General features: G+C 64.6%; 15 protein-coding genes and 1 pseudogene. 4 read left to right on the top strand and 12 right to left on the bottom strand.

The window, feature by feature from the left end; genetic code table 11:
* Both CQW31_RS32035 and treS read right to left on the bottom strand, forming a co-directional pair.
* Positions 1–125: pseudogene (locus tag CQW31_RS32035) on the bottom strand (IS110 family transposase); the annotation flags it as partial.
* 238 nt (positions 126–363) lie between these two features.
* The gene (gene treS, locus CQW31_RS04860; protein WP_099813919.1) at positions 364–2,430 is read right to left on the bottom strand and encodes a maltose alpha-D-glucosyltransferase; all 2,067 of its coding nucleotides are present in this window, start codon (positions 2,428–2,430) and stop codon (positions 364–366) included.
* 193 nt (positions 2,431–2,623) lie between these two features.
* On the opposite strand from treS, the gene CQW31_RS04865 reads away from it, so the two are divergent.
* The gene (locus tag CQW31_RS04865) at positions 2,624–2,779 is read left to right on the top strand and encodes a hypothetical protein (RefSeq protein ID WP_249341959.1); all 156 of its coding nucleotides are present in this window, start codon (positions 2,624–2,626) and stop codon (positions 2,777–2,779) included.
* Positions 2,780–2,857: 78 nt separating this feature from the next.
* Here the strand turns inward: CQW31_RS04865 and CQW31_RS04870 are convergent, their stop codons facing one another.
* Complete coding sequence (locus tag CQW31_RS04870) at positions 2,858–3,775, bottom strand: LysR family transcriptional regulator (RefSeq protein WP_099813920.1); 918 nt, start codon at positions 3,773–3,775, stop codon at positions 2,858–2,860.
* 116 nt (positions 3,776–3,891) lie between these two features.
* Here CQW31_RS04870 and CQW31_RS04875 point away from each other — a divergent pair, with 116 nt between their 5' ends.
* From CQW31_RS04875 to CQW31_RS04885, 3 genes are all read left to right on the top strand, one after another.
* Positions 3,892–4,650, top strand: coding sequence for a 5-oxoprolinase subunit PxpA (locus tag CQW31_RS04875; protein WP_099813921.1), 759 nt, complete (start codon positions 3,892–3,894; stop codon positions 4,648–4,650).
* 82 nt (positions 4,651–4,732) lie between these two features.
* Complete coding sequence (locus CQW31_RS04880; RefSeq protein WP_099813922.1) at positions 4,733–5,608, top strand: allophanate hydrolase subunit 1; 876 nt, start codon at positions 4,733–4,735, stop codon at positions 5,606–5,608.
* The gene (locus CQW31_RS04885) at positions 5,605–6,576 is read left to right on the top strand and encodes a biotin-dependent carboxyltransferase family protein (RefSeq protein ID WP_099813923.1); all 972 of its coding nucleotides are present in this window, start codon (positions 5,605–5,607) and stop codon (positions 6,574–6,576) included. The genes CQW31_RS04880 and CQW31_RS04885 overlap by 4 nt, the downstream gene beginning before the upstream one ends.
* 142 nt (positions 6,577–6,718) lie before the next feature.
* On the opposite strand, the gene CQW31_RS04895 is transcribed toward CQW31_RS04885, so the two are convergent.
* From CQW31_RS04895 to CQW31_RS04935, 9 genes are all read right to left on the bottom strand, one after another.
* Positions 6,719–8,875, bottom strand: coding sequence for a TonB-dependent siderophore receptor (locus tag CQW31_RS04895; RefSeq protein WP_099813924.1), 2,157 nt, complete (start codon positions 8,873–8,875; stop codon positions 6,719–6,721).
* Between the two features lie 124 nt (positions 8,876–8,999).
* On the bottom strand, positions 9,000–9,839 hold the full coding sequence (locus CQW31_RS04900) for a TIGR03915 family putative DNA repair protein (protein ID WP_099813925.1): 840 nt from the start codon (positions 9,837–9,839) through the stop codon (positions 9,000–9,002).
* On the bottom strand, positions 9,830–11,050 hold the full coding sequence (locus tag CQW31_RS04905) for a putative DNA modification/repair radical SAM protein (protein WP_099813926.1): 1,221 nt from the start codon (positions 11,048–11,050) through the stop codon (positions 9,830–9,832). Before CQW31_RS04905 ends, CQW31_RS04900 begins: the two co-directional genes overlap by 10 nt.
* A 73-nt stretch (positions 11,051–11,123) precedes the next feature.
* Entirely contained in the window at positions 11,124–11,993 is an 870-nt protein-coding gene (locus CQW31_RS04910; protein WP_249342079.1) for an SdiA-regulated domain-containing protein, read from the bottom strand.
* An 89-nt stretch (positions 11,994–12,082) separates the two neighbouring features.
* Positions 12,083–13,639, bottom strand: a complete 1,557-nt coding sequence (locus CQW31_RS04915; protein WP_054887359.1) for a glycosyltransferase family 39 protein — start codon at positions 13,637–13,639, stop codon at positions 12,083–12,085.
* A gap of 3 nt (positions 13,640–13,642) precedes the next feature.
* Positions 13,643–13,915, bottom strand: a complete 273-nt coding sequence (locus tag CQW31_RS04920) for a lipid-A-disaccharide synthase N-terminal domain-containing protein (protein ID WP_054887358.1) — start codon at positions 13,913–13,915, stop codon at positions 13,643–13,645.
* A complete protein-coding gene (locus CQW31_RS04925; RefSeq protein ID WP_054887357.1) occupies positions 13,912–14,655 on the bottom strand; it encodes a glycosyltransferase family 2 protein in 744 nt (247 codons plus the stop codon). Before CQW31_RS04925 ends, CQW31_RS04920 begins: the two co-directional genes overlap by 4 nt.
* A 34-nt stretch (positions 14,656–14,689) precedes the next feature.
* Positions 14,690–15,664 carry an NAD-dependent epimerase gene (locus CQW31_RS04930; RefSeq protein ID WP_099813927.1) on the bottom strand — a complete coding sequence of 325 codons (975 nt, stop codon included), beginning with the start codon at positions 15,662–15,664 and terminating at the stop codon, positions 14,690–14,692.
* Complete coding sequence (locus CQW31_RS04935) at positions 15,652–16,989, bottom strand: UDP-glucose/GDP-mannose dehydrogenase family protein (RefSeq protein WP_099813928.1); 1,338 nt, start codon at positions 16,987–16,989, stop codon at positions 15,652–15,654. The genes CQW31_RS04930 and CQW31_RS04935 overlap by 13 nt, the downstream gene beginning before the upstream one ends.
* Between the last annotated feature and the right edge of the window lie 209 nt (positions 16,990–17,198).

A 17,198-nucleotide genomic window follows, 5' to 3' on the forward strand; every position in this document is an offset into this window, starting at 1 on the left:
CACCTTCTGATCTCGAGTTTGGAATTTTTCAATCTGATGATCTCGTCGCGATCATCGTGGTGGATAACCAGCTCAGCTTTTGCGACATCCGCACCCACGATCAACTTTCCTACCTGCATTGCCATGGGCGGCTCCTCACGTTATGGTTTTTCGGCTTGAAGGGGTTTCACCAAGAGGCGCTGGCTTGCTTCTATCGTCGCTTGCAAACGATGCATTCTTTATCGGCGCTTTGGTGGAAGGGGTGGGGCGATGTCTCCCACGGTCTGTACTGCTGCGAACAGTCAGAATCGGGCATTTAGTCCCACCACCCCTTCAAGTCTAACCATACAAGCGGGCTTGCCCGCGAAGAGGCCAGTACAGGCTTCAGACATGCCCGCTGCTGTTCACGATCCTCAGGCACAGCGCTTCATAAGGGTCCAGGTTGACAGTCAGCCGCCCATCCTCGGTCAGGTCGCCTTCGACCGTCTCGTTGATCATGTCCACCACCGGCCCCGGGGTGAAGCCGGTCAATTGCAGCTCCTCGGCAATCACCGCCTGGCCGAAGTTCAACGCGCTGATCTGGATGCCACGCCCGGCCGGCAGCTCATGCACCATCACCAGCAGCCCCGGGCTGCTGACCTCGGGCACCAGCACCTGGCGGCTGGTGGCGATGCCATAGGCCTGACGCACGGCCAGCAGTTTCTTCACCTGGCTGGCGAACGACGCGGGGTTGTCCAGCTGGCTGTCGAGGCTGCCATACAGCGAGCGGGCGCGCGGCATGCCGCGCACCGATGTCTCTGCCTGCGGGGCGAGCCCGGCCAGGTCGTAGCCGCCACGGTGGATCCAGCGGGTATCGCCGTCGGCCATGCGCTCGGCCACCGCCTCGGCCGGCAGCGGCAGGGCGCCGACCATGTCCCAGCCGGACAGCGCGACCACGCCCGGTTGCATGGCGTTGTACATCACCAGCAGCAGGTGCACTTTCTGGATCAGTGCGATGTCCGCCGGGCTGATCTGGTCGAGGTCGCGCATGCCCAATGCTGCAGTGATCAGGCTGGCGGTGGTGCAGGCGATGCCGTTGGTGACGAATCGCAGGTTGTACGGTGCATGCTCACCGGACAGGCGTTCGTAGAGTTCCTCGCGGATGTGCTCGCGCAGGATGCTGCCAGGCAGCGTCTGGCCCTTGTACAGGTACATGTCGTGGGCATGCAGGGTCCAGAAGTGCACCAGCTCGACGGTCAGTTCGTCGTGGTTCTGCAAGGCGTGGATCAGCGACGCCGGATCGATGCCAAAGGCGTGCATTTCCTTGAGCATCAGGCGCAGGAATTCGGTGTCGCCGGTCAGCAAGGCGTGCTGGTAGGCCGGGCGGGTGATGAAGTCGTAGGACAGGTCGGCACCGCCCTTGGACATCTGCGCGATGTCGTCCAGGGTCAGGTTGAGCTCCTGGAAGCTGAAACCGCCGGCCTTGCGGATCATGCCGCCGATCAGCTGGTTGCCGACGATCGACAACGGATGGCTCTCGGACCAGGCACTGCAGCTGGGGCGGGTTTCCACGCCGAGAAAACCGTTGGCATCCAGGCGCAGGCCGCGGGCACCCAGGCAGTCCAGCGCGTGCAGGGCGTCGCCGATGATCATCTGCTGGGCGGCGAAGCTGGGGTCGAGCCAGTTCAGGGATGGCTGGCCTTCCTTGAAGTAATGCAGGTACACCCAGCGCCGGGTCTTGCCGTCGACCCCGGTGATGGGCGCGGTGGCGCTCCAGTCGGTTTCCTTGACCCCGGGTTCGAAGAAGATCACCCGCTGCAGCTGACCGACGATGTAATGGCGCGCCTTGAGCTCGTCGCACACCGCCGGCGACAGGTTCACGGCATCGCGGCCCTCAGGCACCTCGGGCAGCAGCGGCCAGTCCTCCTCACGGATCTCGACCATGTGGTAGAGCCCGGGGTAGGCACCGTGGGCCAGCTCGGCCAGGCGAAAGTCCGCGCCCTTGCCGGTGTGCGAGGGGATCAGATCGTCGATGGTCACGGCATTGTGCGCGGCGGCCAGGCGGCTCATCTGCACCAGCTCCTGCTCGGTGCCGTAGAGCGGGTCGATGTCAAAGCTGATGCGGTCGAAGTTTCCGTCGATGCTCGGGGTGAAGTCACGCCCGCGCACCCCGCCAGACTGCTTGATCGGGCCGGTGTGGATGCCTTGCACGCCGATCTCCGACAGGCGTTTCCACAGCGCCTCGTGACCGAGGGCAGACAGCACCGAGCAGCCTTCGGGGGCGATGATCGCGTCGGGGTAGACCGTCAGCCATACCGAGGCGATTGCAGTAGCGCGGCGTGGCTGGGCTTCGGCGTAGGGGTTCTGCCACAGGCGTGACTGGCCGGAGTACAGGCGGGCCCGCTCCTGCGAGGCCTTGAGCATCGAGCGGTCTTCGAGCCATTGGAGGTATGACGGGTCGGGCTGGGTCATTTCGCGTCCTCTTTGCGTGGCGGCACCGGCCAAAGTTATGACGGCATCGTGGGCGGATCGTTCGGCTGGAGCATAGCGTTGGCTTCTTCGCGGGCTTGCCCGCTCCCACAGGTACCACACAGCCTTCGATGTTTGTGGAATACCTCTTGGAGCACGGCGCGGGTGTTGTGGTCGGCGCGGGAAATGGGCCGGCATGTACCATGCCAAGGGCGTCGAGCGGTTGGTGCGCAACCAGCTGTGGCAAGGGCGCTCGCAGGCGCAGTTCCAGGATGCGGTGCAATGGTTGTATGGCTGGAGTGTCGATACCTGCCTGAAGCACTGGTCCCAGGCCCGGCCTCTTCGCGACTAAGGCCGCGAAGTGGCCAGGCCTGCAACCAGATATCTTCCTGGCGACACAAGGCCGCTTCCGCGGGATTTGCGCACGGACTCAGCGCCGGGCCGAGAGTTGCTGTGGAGCCAGGAAGGCATCGTGGAAGTAGGTGCGCAGCGCCTGCATCGCCGGGCTGAAGGCGCGCTCGCGGTGCCAGGCCAGGCCCACGCTCATCGGTGTCACCGGGTCAGTGATGGTCACTGTCTCGATGCGCTTGCCTTCCAGCGACCAGGGGCGGTGCACCAGGTCGGAGAGGATTGCCACGCCGCTACCATTGGCGACCATGCTGCGCACGGCCTCCACCGAGCTGGTGCGTACCCGCACGTTCGGCCGTTGCCCGGCTTGCTGCCAGTACCGCATGGCGCTCTGTTCGGCCTCGTCCACGGTGAGCAGGATGTACGGCTCCCGGGCCACGTCGGCCAGGTTCACTGCCGAGCGTTCGCACAGCGGATGATGGCCGGGCAGCCACAGCCGACGCTCGGAGTTGAACAGGGTTTCCGAGACGATATCGGGGTGGGTGAGGTTGGCGGTGAGCACCACTGCCATGTCGAAACGGCCTTCCAGCAGCCCTTGCTCGATGGCGCTGCGCTCCTGTTCATGCACTTCCAGGGTCACGTCCGGGTGCCAGTGCTCCAGGCGCTGCAAGTGGTGCGGCAGGAAGTAGCCGATCACTGTGTAGCTCGCCGCCAGGCGCAGCAGGCCGCTGGCGCGCACATCGGGAAGCGGGCTGTTCAGGGCGTCGTCGACGCTGCGCAGGATCACATAGGCGCGATTGAGGAAGTGCCGGCCGGCCTCGGTAAGGCTCATGCCCTGGGCCGAGCGCTGGAACAGCAGCACCCCCAGCATCGCTTCCAGTTCCTTGATCGCGGTGGTCACCGCCGACTGGGAAATATTGAGGTGGATCGCCGCCTGGGAGATCTGGCCGATCTCGGCGGTGGCGACAAAATAGCGGACCTGGCGCAGGGTCAGTGACACAGTGGGCTCCTTGGTATCTGATTTTCAGAAGACACCCTATCTGTTTATAGATCTTCCCAAGGGGGTTGGGAGAATCTACCGTGGCTTGCATGCCGTCACAAGTCAGGAGAACAGCGATGCGCGCAGTGGATTTCAACTCTGACATGGGCGAGGGTTTCGGCCCCTGGACCATCGGCGATGGCGTCGACCATGAACTGATGGCCTTCATCAGCTCCGCCAACATCGCCACTGGCTTCCATGCCGGCGACCCCGGCACCATGCGCCGCACCGTCGAGCGGGCCAAGGCACTGGGCGTGGGCGTAGGGGCTCACCCCGGTTTCCGTGACCTGGTCGGCTTCGGCCGCCGCCACATCAATGCCCCGGCCCAGGAACTGGTCGACGACATCCTCTACCAGCTCGGTGCGCTACGCGAGATTGCCCGGGCGCAGGGCGTCCGGCTGCAGCACATCAAGCCCCACGGTGCGCTGTACATGCACCTGGCCCGGGATGAGGAGGCCGCGCGCCTGCTGGTGGAAAACCTGCGGGTGATCGAACCGGCGCTGTTGCTGTATTGCATGCCCGGCTCGGTGATCTGCCGCATTGCCCAGGAGCTCGGCCAGCCAGTGGTGCGCGAGTTCTACGCCGACCGCGAGTACGATCTGAGTGGTTCCATCGTGTTCACTCGCCATGTGCGAGGCTACGAGCCGCAGCGGGTCGCCGAGCGGGTGCTGCGGGCCTGTCAGGAGGGCGTTGTACGCACGGTGGAAGGCCAGGACTTGGCGATCGAATTCGATTCGATCTGCCTGCACAGCGACACCCCCGGTGCGCTCGACCTGGTCGAGGCCACCCGAGCGGCACTGGACGCGGCCGGCATCGAGGTGCGTGCACCGCGCTGAGTTTCGATGGCTGCTGGCGCGAAGACGCCACGGCCTGCCGTTTTGCCTGCCGTTCGATAATGATTCCAAAAAAGGAGCAGACATGGCCAGTACCCCTATCCGCTACAGCTTCGGTGCCGACGAGCACCTGTTCGCCGAAGTCAGCGACAGCATGTCGCTGGAGGCCTTTTTCAAGGGCATGGCGGTGACCCGTGCGGTGGAGCGCCTGGCGCTGGAGGGCGTGCTCGACATCTGCCTGGCCAATGCCTCGTTCCAGATCCGCTTCGACCCCGACCGCATTGCCCCCGAGGCGTTGCTCGAAGCCGTGCGTGGCGCCGAGGCCGACGCGGTGGCCGAGCGTTCGTTGAGCACGCGGATCATCGAGATCCCGGTGCTGTACAACGATCCCTGGACCCACGAAACCCTCATGCGTTTCCGTGACCGCCACCAGGACCCCGACAGCACCGACCTGGAATACGCCGCCCGCATCAACGGCCTTGCCGACGTCGAGGCGTTCGTTGCCGCGCACAGTGGCGCGCCGTGGTTCGTGTCGATGGTCGGCTTCGTCGCCGGCTTGCCGTTCATGTTCCAAATGGTTGAGCGCGAGCGGCAGTTGCAGGTGCCCAAGTATCTGCGCCCACGCACCGACACCCCCAAACAGACCCTCGGCCATGGTGGCTGCTTCGGCTGTATCTATTCGGTGCGCGGGGCAGGGGGCTACCAGATGTTCGGCGTGACCCCGGCACCGATCTACGACCCGCAGCAGTCGCTGGCCTACCTGAAGGACCACATGGTGTTCTTCCGCCCTGGCGATATCGTGCAGTTCAAGCCCATCGACCGGCAGGCCTATGACCAGGCCGTGGCGGATGTCGAGGAGGGGCGCTTCGACCTGCGTATCCGCCCGGTGGAGTTTGCCCTGGATGCATTTCTCGCCGACCCGGTCGGCTACCCCAAATCGCTGCAGGAGGCGCTGGCATGATCAAGGTCATCAAACCCGGGTTGGCCACCTCGGTGCAGGACATGGGCCGCGAAGGCTATTACCACCTAGGCATCCCGCCTTCCGGTGCGCTGGACCAGTATGCCTTGCAGGCCGCCAACCACCTGGTCGGCAACCCGGCCGGCGCGGCGGGCCTGGAATGCACGTTGGTCGGGCCGGAGCTGTCGTTTCAGCATGACGCCCTTGTGGCGGTGTGCGGTGCGCAGATGCCAGTGCTGCTCGATGGCCGTGAACAGCGCCCGGACACCGCCTTCGCGGTGCGTGCCGGGCAGGTGCTGCGCTTCGGCTTCCCGACGGCGGGTGCCCGGGCGTACCTGGCCGTGGCGGGCGGCATCGATGTCCCCGAGGTGCTGGGCAGTCGCTCGACCTATGCGTTGGGTGCGCTGGGTGGCTTGCAGGGGCGCAAGCTGGTGGCCGGTGATCTGCTGCCGATCGGTGTGCCGAGTGGCAAGAGCCGGGCCGGGGCCAGCCTGCCCATGGCTTTGCGCCAATCGTTGGGCGGCGAAGTAGTGTTGCGGGTGGTGCCGGGGCTGTATTTTCACCGCCTGACCGAGGCGGCGACGAAAAGTTTCTTCACCGATGCCTGGACCGTCGGTTCAGAGGCCGACCGCATCGGCTATCGCTACAAGGGGGGCGGTGCGCTGAGCTTCCAGCCGCGTGAGCAGCCGTTTGGCGCAGGTTCGGACCCCTCCAATATCGTCGACAGCTGCTACCCGATCGGTTCGATCCAGGTGCCGGCGGGGCTGGAGCCGATCATCCTGCATCGCGATGCCGTGTCGGGCGGTGGTTACGCCATGATCGGCACGGTGATCAGTGCCGACCTGGACCTGATCGGGCAGATGCAGCCGAACCAGCAGGCGCGGTTCTTGGCGGTGAGCCTGGGGGACGCGCTGGCAGCCCGGCGTTCGTACAAGAAGAAGCTCGGTTGCCTGGCCAGGCTGTTTGGCTGACTGAATCAATAGCCTGTACCGGCCTCTTCGCGGGCAAGCCCGCTCCCACAGGTACTGCACAGCATTTGAATATTGTGCAAATCCTGTAGGAGCGGGCTTGTCCCGCGAACACCGGCCAAGCCGGTGCCATCCAGCAAGGTCTTCAGAAGCTATACTTGGCCGTCATCATCAGGTTTCGCGGCGCGCCCCAGGTGTCGCCGGCGTAGTCCACCGAACTGGCAACGGCCGAGTAGTACTTGCGGTCGAACACATTGTTGGCATTGAGCTGCAGGTCGAGGTGCTGGTTGACCCGGTAGCCCGCCATCAGGTCGGTGACGGCATAGGCGCCCTGGACCAGCCGGTACTCGCTGCCATCGGCCACGGTGAAATCGTTGTAGATACGGCTCTGCCACGAAATGTTGCCACCCACGCGCAGTTTCTCCAGCGGGCCCTGGAAGTGGTACACGGTGTTCAGCTTGAACATGTGCTCCGGGGTATCGGTGTCGAAACGCTGGTTGACGTTGGCAGGGTTGGCCGCGTCCTTGATGGTGTGTGCCCGCGCATAGGTATAGCCCGCGCCGATCTGCCAGTCAGGCGTCAGCGCCCCTTGCAGCTCCATGTCGATACCCTGGCTGCGGACCTCGCCCGAGGCCTCGTAGCAGGAGGTTTGCGGGCAGTTCGCGACGTATACCTGGGTGGCACGGTTCTCCTGGTCGATGCGGAACAGCGCGACGCTGGCATTGAGCGCGCCGCCGAAGTATTCGCCCTTGATGCCGACCTCGTAGTTCCTGCCTACGATCGGTTTTACCGGGGTACCGGAAGTGTCCTTCGAGCTTTGCGGGGTGAAGATGTCGCTGTAGCTGACATACACCGAGTGATGGTCGTCGAGGTCGTAGATCAGGCCTGCATACTTGGTGACGTTGCGGGTGACCTTGTAGTCGCCGTCGCCATCGCGGTTGTCGTAGTCGTACCAGTCCAGGCGCCCGCCGAGGATCAGCTTGAGCGGGTCGGCCAGGTTCAGGCGGGTGGTGATGTACACGCCGTCCTGGGTGGTCACTTCGCGCTGGTTGCCGGTGTGCACGAAGTTCGGCTTGCTGCCGTTTAGCGGCCAGAACCTGTCGTACGGGCTGTAGTTGCGGGTGTCCATGTCGTAGATGCGCTTGCTGGCGCCGACCACCAGTTCATGGCTGCGACCAAGCAGTTCGAACGGGCCGCTGACGAAGGCGTCCAGGCCTGCCTGGTTTTCCTGGTGCCTGGACTGGTAGACCGTGCGCGCAATCGGCGCCTGCAGCCCGCCCCAGCGTGACTGGTAGGACCCGGTGAAGGTAGCTTGCTGCTGCGCATAATTGGCATTGACCTGCAGCTTCCAGTCGTTGGCCAGTAAGTGGCGCAGTTCGGCGAACAGGGTATCGATCTGCTGGTCCTTGTTCTCCCAGTCGCTGCCGGGGTTGTAGGAACGTGAGAAGTCCAGGTGGTGACCATCGACCGCAGTGGGCATGGCGCCCCAGAAATTATTGGTCTTGTCCTTCTGGTGCGAGAAACCAAGCATCAGGCTGGTGTCATCGGACAGGTCTGCCTCGGTCACCGCATAGAACAGGCCGTGGTCTTCCTCGACATCATCGATGTAGCTGTTGGCGTCACGGTAGGACGCCACCACGCGCCCGCGCAGGGTACCGCTGTCATTGAGCGGGCTGGAGGCATCGACCTCGCCGCGGTAGTCGTCCCAGCTGCCGGCGGCGCCGGTCAGGGTGACCTTCTGCTCGGCCAGCGGGCGCTTGCGCACCAGGTTGACCGCCGCCGACGGGTTGCCAGCACCGGTGACCAGGCCGGTGGCGCCGCGCACCACTTCGACCCGGTCGAACATTGCCAGGTTCGGCTGGGCCCCGACGAGCCAGCCGGTATAGCCACTGGGGATGCCGTCGTACATCAGGTTATCGATGTTGAAACCGCGTGCCGAGTAGCTCTGCCGGCCCGGGCCGCTGGAGTAGTCGAGGAACAGGCCAGGCGTGGCCTTGACCACATCGTTGATGCTGGTCATGGCCTGGTCGTCCATGCGCTGGCGGGTGATCACGGTTACTGCCTGGGGCGTTTCGCGCATGCTCAGCGGCAGCTTGGTGGCGGTAGACATGGAGCCGGTCGTGTAGGAGCCCGAGCCCTCGGTGGTGCTGCCCAGCCTGTCCGAGCTGATTTCAGTCGCGCCCAGCTCCAGCGTGGTCGGAGCGTCTTCGGCCAGGGTGGGCGTGGCCATGGCCATGCATACGGCCATGGCGAGCAGGTTGCGGGCGGCGAGGGGGCGCGTGTGCGCGAGGGGTGAAAGCATGACGGATGGGCTCCTGGCGTATGGCTAACGTAACTAATTATGAGAATGATTAGCAGTTAGTTTGTCAGGATGTGTCGCACCTTGGGAAGGTGGTATGCCAGATCCATTACAAAATTTTCACAAATCACCCGGTGCGGGTGATCTTCTTGCCACGCTGGCCGGCCACTTCGATTGCCTGCCCGTCGCGCTGCTTGCCTTGTCGTGCCAGGCCTTCCAGCTGCGGAATCAGCATGCCTTCCGGCAGGTGCCGCCAGAACCGACCCGGCATGTGCAGGCGCAGCGCGTCAGGGTTGAGCCGGGCAGGATTGAAAGTATGCCGGTAATAGGTACGCCACAGTTCAGCGCCGGGGTCGTCGGCATTGTGCGCCCATTGCCGCCAATCGTCCGGGCAGCGGCGTCGATAATCGAATACCTGACCATCGAAGCGAATGCCATCCTGCTGGGTTGCGATCAGCCAGCGGTGGCGCCCGAGGCGGTCAGCGAAGTGCGCGCTGGCGCTTTCCAGGATGTCGTGAGCGGGTTCGTGGTAAGCCACCAGGTCCAGCTGCAACCGCTCGGCCAGCATCTGGGGCAGTGGCACGAAACGCACGAATGCGTGGAGGTGGTGCGCCTCGCGGCTGACCTGCTTGATGCGCCGCTGCAACTCACTGCCCAGGCGGTCACCCGCCAGCATTGCGGTACGGTCGCCATGGGCCACGCGCCAGAGCACTTCGTACAACAGGTTCCAGCGTTGTTCGCCGCGGTAGCGGGCAGCCTGCTCGAGTTGCGTCAGCAATGCGGCCGGCACCTTGGCACGAAATGGGCCGGGGCTTTCGGGCAGGGGAGTGGGCTGCGCCAGCAGGTCCTGGATCGGGCCTTGTGCCCAAGTCACGTCGGCGGGGTCGATGCCATGCCCCAGCAGAGTACGCGCCTGGTTGCGCCACGTGGCGAACAGGTCATCGCAATCGAGCGCAATCACCCCCACAACCCCATCTGCTGCGGCGCCTGGGGTTCGCGCAGGCGTGCCCTGAGCAAGCCACTGCGCAGCTCGCCATCGGCGGGGCGGTAATCGCTGGTGACGATGAACGGCCGCGCCTTGTCCAGCACGCAGCGCAGCTGGATCAGGTCGTCGTAGCGCACGCGCCGCTCGCGACGCAGCGCCACCAGCCGTTGCACGCTGCGCAGGCCGATGCCGGGAATGCGCGCCAGCAACGCAGGCTCGGCACGGTTCACATCCAGCGGGAACAGCTCGCGGTTGGCCAGCGCCCAGGCCAGCTTGGGGTCGATGTCCAGCGCCAGGTTGCCAGCCTGGCCGAGCAGCTCACCGGCTTTGTAACCGTAGCCGCGCAGCAGGAAGTCGGCCTGGTACAGGCGGTGTTCGCGCAGCAGTGGCGGGGCGGCCAGCGGCACACTGCCAGGGCTGTCGGGGATCGGGCTGAAGGCCGAGTAGTACACGCGCTTGAGGCCGTAGCCCTGATACAGCGATTCGGCGTTGCGCAACAGGGTGCTGTCGTCGGTGGCGTCGGCGCCGACGATGACCTGGGTGCTCTGCCCGGCCGGGGTGAAGCGGGGTGCCTTCGGTTCACCGGCCACGGCCTGCTGGCCCTGATGGATCACGCCCATGGCCTGGCGTATGGTATGTGCCTGCTTTTCCGGGGCCAGGCGCTTGAGGCTGGCGTCGGTAGGCAGTTCAATGTTGACGCTGAGGCGGTCGGCCAGGCGCCCGGCTTCTTCGATCAGCAGCGGGTCGGCGTCGGGGATGGTCTTCAGGTGAATGTAGCCACGGAAGTGGTGTTCCTCGCGCAGCAGGCGCGCCACACGGATCAGCTGTTCCATGGTGTAGTCGGCCGAGCGGATGATGCCCGAGCTGAGGAACAGGCCGCTGATGCAGTTGCGCCGGTAGAAATCCAGGGTCAGGCGCACCACTTCCTCGGGGCTGAAGCGCGCCCGCGGGACGTTGCTGGAGCGGCGGTTGACGCAATACTGGCAGTCATACAGGCAGAAGTTGGTCAGCAGCACCTTGAGCAGCGATACGCAGCGGCCATCGGGGGTGTAGCTGTGGCAGATACCCATGCCATCGGTCGCGCCCATGCCGACGCGGCCCCGCGAGCTGCGTTTCGGCGCGCCGCTGCTGGCGCATGAGGCATCGTACTTGGCGGCATCGGCGAGAATGCCGAGTTTGGCAATGAGTTGCATGGGGATGTCTCGAAATACTGAATATTCATACAGTATTTCGAGACCGATACATTTGCAAGGGCCAGCGCCGGCTTCAGGGCTTGCTGAGCATGTAGAACAAGTTGGGCTCGCTGACGACGTAGAGGTTGCCGGCGCTGTCCATGGTCATGCCTTCGGGCTGCGGCGCGTCACGGTGCAGCCCGCCAAGCCAGGCACGCAGTGAACGGATACTGACGAAGCGGCCATCTCCATCGAGCTCGGTGATGTTCTTCGACTGGTCGCTGAGTACCAGCAGGTGGCCGGTACGTGGGTCGTAGTAGCCATCGGACAGGTCGGTGGCGAACACGCTGCGCTTGACCCAGTCGCGGCGGTCACTGACTGTCAGTTGCAAGGGCCCGCCGCTGAGTGCGCCGAGCATGCCGGTGACTGTGAACAGCTGTCGTGGGTCGCGCTCCTTGATGGCGAAGAGGCGGTCATGCTGGCGGTCGTAGGTCACCCCCTCGAAGCCCTTGTTGCGCAGGGTCGGGTTGATGTCGAGGGTGATCCACTGAGCCTCGCTGGCGTGGATCGGCTGCGGGTGGTCGGGCAGGGTGATCACGTCCAGGCGTTGCTTCTGCTCGTCGCTGATGGCCAGGCGGCCATTGCCCAGGTAGGCCAGGCCTTCGGTGTCTTCGAAGTCCACCAGGGGATAGCGCGCCACGATGACGCCGGTCTTGCTCAACTCCAGCAATTCCATGGGCACACCATTGGTGATCGCCAGCAGCCGGTCGCGGTCGTAGTCGTAGGTGATGCCGGACAGGTTGGTCAGGTTCGGGTCCACCACTTTGGCGTCGATCGTGACCTTGAAGTCCGGCAGCCAGACGTTCTTGCCGGGTGCGGTGTCGCCCGTCAAGCGGTTGCTCAGGTGCGCGTAGAGTTGCTGAGGCCAGAACGAGCGGGCGGCCTCGATGCCCACCAATGCCATGGCCACCAAGACGCCGACCGCGCCGATCTGGCCCCAGCGGTTCAAACGTCGCCACACATGCCGGCGCGGTGCTGGCAGGGTTTGAGTCGTCATTGTCCGACCCCCTGTGCTGCTGTTTGCAGGTGTGCGGGCGTGTTGGCCCAGGCGAAGTGGTAGACCTGTTCAGGTACGTTTGGCTGGCATTGGCCGTTGTCGGCATCGGCACCGACCACGTACCACTCGGCGCGCGAGGTGTCGCCCAACCGTTGAGCCTTGTCAGCGTTGAAGCAGCGGCCCAGTTCGGTTTGCGGAACCAGGGCGAAGGCCGTGGGGTTCTGGCGTAACCAATACACCGCGGTTTCCGGCTTGGACTGGTTGGCGAAACCGAAATGAACCAGGGGTTGCCGGGCGAACAGCCAATGCCCTTCACGCCAGTTGACCAGCACCAGTTCGGCGCCACCGGTGGCGCGGGCGGCGTCGGCCATCAAGGTTTCGTGCGGGTTGCGGCCCTCCTTGAGCGGCTCGACGAAGCCGCGGGCGAACCACAGGCAGAACCACGCCAGGGCAATGGCCGTGAACGCCTTGCGCCAGCCGGGGCGGCGCTGCAACCAGCGCTTGAGCAGCCACGGCACCAGCGGGGCGATGGCCAGTACCAGGCCGGGCAGGGCCGGGAAGATGTAGAGCTTGCGCTTGCCGCTGCTCAGGCTGAAGAACAGCAGCACCAGGGCCACCCAGCCGAGCAGCAGCAGGAAGCGCCCGTCACGTTTTTGCAGCTGCCTGCGCCAGGCCGGGACCAGCCACGGCAAGGCCAGGATCAGGGGCAGCCAGTATTGCGGGATGACCTTGACGAAGAAGTACCAGAACGGCTCGCGATGGTCCCAGGCATTGGCGTAACGGTTAGCGGTCTGGCGCAGGAGAATCTCCTTCAGGTAGGCCAGTTCCGCGGCACCGCCGCCGTGGGCGATCGATATCAGCAGCGGTAGCAGCCACACCGCGCAGCCTGCCAGCAGCCAGACGAAACCCAGGCTCCAGCGCCAACCCTGGCCGGGATACGCCACCACGCCGCGCCAGCCTTTGCGCACGGCCCAGGCATAAGGCAGCAGCATCAGTGCGGGTACGAACCCCACGCCCTTGCTGATGATGCCCAGGCCCATGGCCGCACAGGCCATGTAGAACCAGCCCCAGGCAGGCCCGAGCAACAGATGGCGGACCATGCCGTACAGGCCCAGCGCCACCCACAGGCACAGGTAGCTGTCGATCTGCCCGGTGCGCAGGATGCTGTAGCTCTGGTAGGTCGCCAGGAACAGCAGCGCGGCGATCATGCCGATGCGCCGGGTCCACAGGCGTCTGCCCAGGTCATGCAGCACCAGGGTGATGGTCGCAGCGGACATCAGCCCTGGCAGGTAGAGGGCGACCTTGGGCGAGCCGGTCAGGTAACTGAACAGGGCTACCGTCCACATGAACAACGGGGGTTTGTCGCCATAGATTTCCGCAGCGCGGTGAGGGATGAACCAGTTGCCGCTCTGGAGCATTTCCAGGGCGACGCCGAGGAAGCGCTCTTCATCGACGTTCATCGGCTGGCGCCAGCCTATACCGGCACCGACCAGCAGCACGGCGAGTACAACCAGGGCCAGGCGTTCGGCCCCCAGTGTCTGGAACCTTGGCAAGGGCTATTCCTTCTGCTCTTTGTGGCGGGCAATCAACTGCAGGTTGCGCAGGTAGACCACCAGGCCGAACGACTGGCCGATGATGAATACCGGGTCCTCGCGGTAGATGGCGTAGACCAGCAGCAGGGCGCTGCCGAGCATGCTCAGGTACCAGAAGCCCACCGGGATCACGCTGCGTTTCTTGAATTCGCTGTACAGCCACTGCAGCACGAAGCGGCCGGTGAACACGACCTGGCCGGCGAAGCCGACGATCAGCCAGAGGGTTTCGCGGGTCATCCTTCGAGCTCCTGAGGGTGGGTGTCGAGGCGTGTGCGGCGGATCAGCCACCAGACCCCGACCAGGTCGAGAATGCCGACCAGGGCGCGGTCCAGGTTGCCGTACTTGGACACGCCGGCATGGCGCGGGCGATGGTGCACCGGGTGCACCAGCATGCGGCCCTTGTGGCGCAGGATCAGCGCCGGGATGTAGCGGTGCATGTGGTCGAAATAGGGCAGGCGCAGGAAGGCTTCGCGGTCGATCAGTTTCAGGCCGCAGCCGGTGTCCGGCGTGGCGTCCTTGAGCAGGCGGCTGCGCAGGCCATTGGCGAAGCGCGAGGCCCAGCGCTTGCTGGCGGTATCGCGGCGGTTGACGCGGTGCCCCGCGACCAGCTGGATGCCGCCGCCGAGGTCTTGGTTGCCGCGCACCAGGGCGAGCATGCCGGGGATGTCGGCCGGGTCGTTCTGCCCGTCGCCGTCCAGGGTGGCCAGCCAGCGGCCGCGGGCAGCCTGGGCGGCGTGCCAGATCGAGGTGCTCTGGCCCAGCGAGCGGTCGTGGCGCAGGATGCGCAACTGGGGAAAGCCTTGCTGCTTGAGCTGCTTCAGCCTGTTGAGCGTCTGGTCAGTGCTGCCGTCGTCGACCACCAGCACTTCATAGTTTTCGGCGGCCAGCGCCGTGCGGATTTCCGCCAGCAGCGCCGGCAGGTTGTCGACCTCGTTCTTGGCGGGGATCAGTACCGAGAGGTCAAGAGGATCAGTCATCGAGGCTACCTGTGTGCTTGTATGGATTGCGTGGTCAAACCCGGTAGAAGTCCCGGTACCACCCGACGAAAGCGGCAACGCCGTGCTCCAGTGGGGTGCTCGGCGAAAAATCGATCCAGCGCGTCAGTGAGTCCACATCCGCCCAGGTCTCCAGCACGTCACCGGCCTGCAACGGCAGGTATTCGCGCCGGGCCTTGATGCCCAGTGCGTCCTCAAGGCACTCGACGAACGCCAGCAGACGTACCGGCTGGCCACGGCCGATGTTGAACAGTTGGCAGGGCGGTTGCCCGGCATCAGGCTGAGGCGGTTTCTGGCGCAGGCGCAGGATGCTTTCGACGATGTCGTCGATGTAGGTGAAGTCGCGCGCCATCTGGCCATGGTTGTAGATCTCGATCGGCTGGCCTTGGAGCATCGCCCGGGTGAACTTGAACAGCGCCATGTCGGGGCGGCCCCACGGGCCATAGACGGTGAAAAAGCGCAGGCCGGTGATCGGCAGCTGGTACAGGTGCGCATAACTGTGGGCCATCAGCTCATTGGCGCGCTTGCTCGCGGCATACAGCGAAATCGGCTGCTCGACCGGGTCTTCGACGCTGAACGGCTGTTTGGTGTTGGCGCCATACACCGAACTGCTGGAGGCATAGATCAGGTGGCGCGGCGGGTGCTGGCGGCAGGCTTCGAGCAGGTTGAGAAAACCGGTCAGGTTGGATTGCCCATACACCGCCGGGTTGTCCAGTGAGTAGCGCACGCCCGCCTGCGCCGCCAGGTGGATCACTTCGCTGAACGGCTGCCCGGCGAACAGTTGCTGCATGTCGGCGGCGTTGGCGATGTCGACCGTCTGGAAGCGGAAACTGGAATAGGCGAGCAGCTGCTGCAGGCGCGCCAGCTTGAGCTCGACGCTGTAGTAGGCGTTGAGGTTATCGATGCCCACCACGTCGATGCCGGCTTCGCACAGGCGGCGAGCCAGGTGGAAACCAATGAATCCAGCGGCGCCGGTGATCAGTACGGGCATGCTTGTTTCACCTGGCCACGGCCAATACCGTAATACGTGAGGCCGGCGGCGGCCATGTGCTCGGGTTCGAACAGGTTGCGGCCGTCGAACACCACGCGGTCAGCCAGTTGCTGCGGGACCTTGTCCAGGTTCAATACCCGGTAATCCTGCCACTCGGTGACGATCACCAGGGCATCGGCCCCCAGCAGGGCGTCGTCCTTGCACGGCACCAGTTTCAGGTCGGGGCGAGCGCCGTAGAGCCGCTGGATCTCTTCCATGGCTTGCGGGTCGTGGGCTTGCACGCGGGCGCCGGCGGCCCACAGGGCTTCGAGCAGCACCAGGCTGGAGGCTTCGCGGATGTCATCGGTGTTGGGTTTGAACGATAGCCCCCACATGGCGAAGACCTTGCCGTGCAGGCCGTCGGGGTAGTGGCGCTGGATCTTGCTGAACAGCCGGCTCTTCTGCCGCTGGTTGACGGCCTCCACTGCGCCGAGCAACAGCGGGTCGAAGCCCTCGGCCTCGGCAGTCCTGCGCAGCGCCTGCAGGTCCTTGGGGAAGCACGAGCCGCCGAAGCCGCAGCCGGGGTAGATGAAATCGTAGCCGATGCGCGGGTCCGAGCCGATACCGCGGCGGACCATTTCGATGTCGGCACCCAGGTGCTCGGCCAGGTTGGCCATTTCATTGATGAAGGAAATCTTGGTCGCCAGCATGCAGTTGGCAGCGTACTTGGTCAGCTCGGCGCTGCGCGCGTCCATGAGCATGATTTTCTCGCGGTTGCGGCTGAATGGCTGATACAGCTCGCGCAGCAACTCGACCTCGGCCGGTTCGGCGCCGCCGATGATGATGCGGTCCGGGCGCATGCAATCATCCACCGCCGAGCCCTCCTTGAGAAACTCGGGGTTGCTGATCACATGGTAGCGTTCAGCGTCGGCCACCGCCTGGCTGATCCGCGCCTTGATACGGTCTACCGTGCCGACCGGCGAGGTGGACTTGTTGACGATCACCTTGGGGCCGTCGGCATGTTCGAGAATGCTGTCGATGACGCTGAACACATGGCGCATGTCGGCGCTGCCATCGGCCTGGGGCGGGGTACCGACGGCAATGAACTGCAACCTGGCGTACTGCGCCGCTTCAGCGGCATCGGTGGTGAAGCGCAGGCGGCCGCAGGCCAGGTTCTTCTCCAGCAGAGGCGCAAGGCCGGGCTCGAAAATCGGGCAATGTCCCTCGCTGAGCGCCGCCACCCTCGCGGCGTTGATATCCATGCATAACACCGAGTGCCCCACTTGGGCCAGGCACACCGCCTGGGTAAGGCCGACATAGCCGGTACCGAAAACCGTAACCTTCATTCAAAGCTCCATGGTGTGAACCTGTACGGGCAGTACCCCTGCTTACGCAGGTGCCGGGATGCGGCCGCAGAGATCCTTGGCGAAAAAGCTGAAAAAAAATGTCACATTTTTGTTTAAATTTTGTTACCTGAGTGCGGTTCTCAGGGCCCTTGTGTGATGCACACGTTTGCTATGTAAATGAAATGCAAACTCATCTTCCTGACGCACGG

The organism is Pseudomonas sp. 382, from assembly GCF_002759075.1.
GTDB lineage: Bacteria > Pseudomonadota > Gammaproteobacteria > Pseudomonadales > Pseudomonadaceae > Aquipseudomonas > Aquipseudomonas vlassakiae.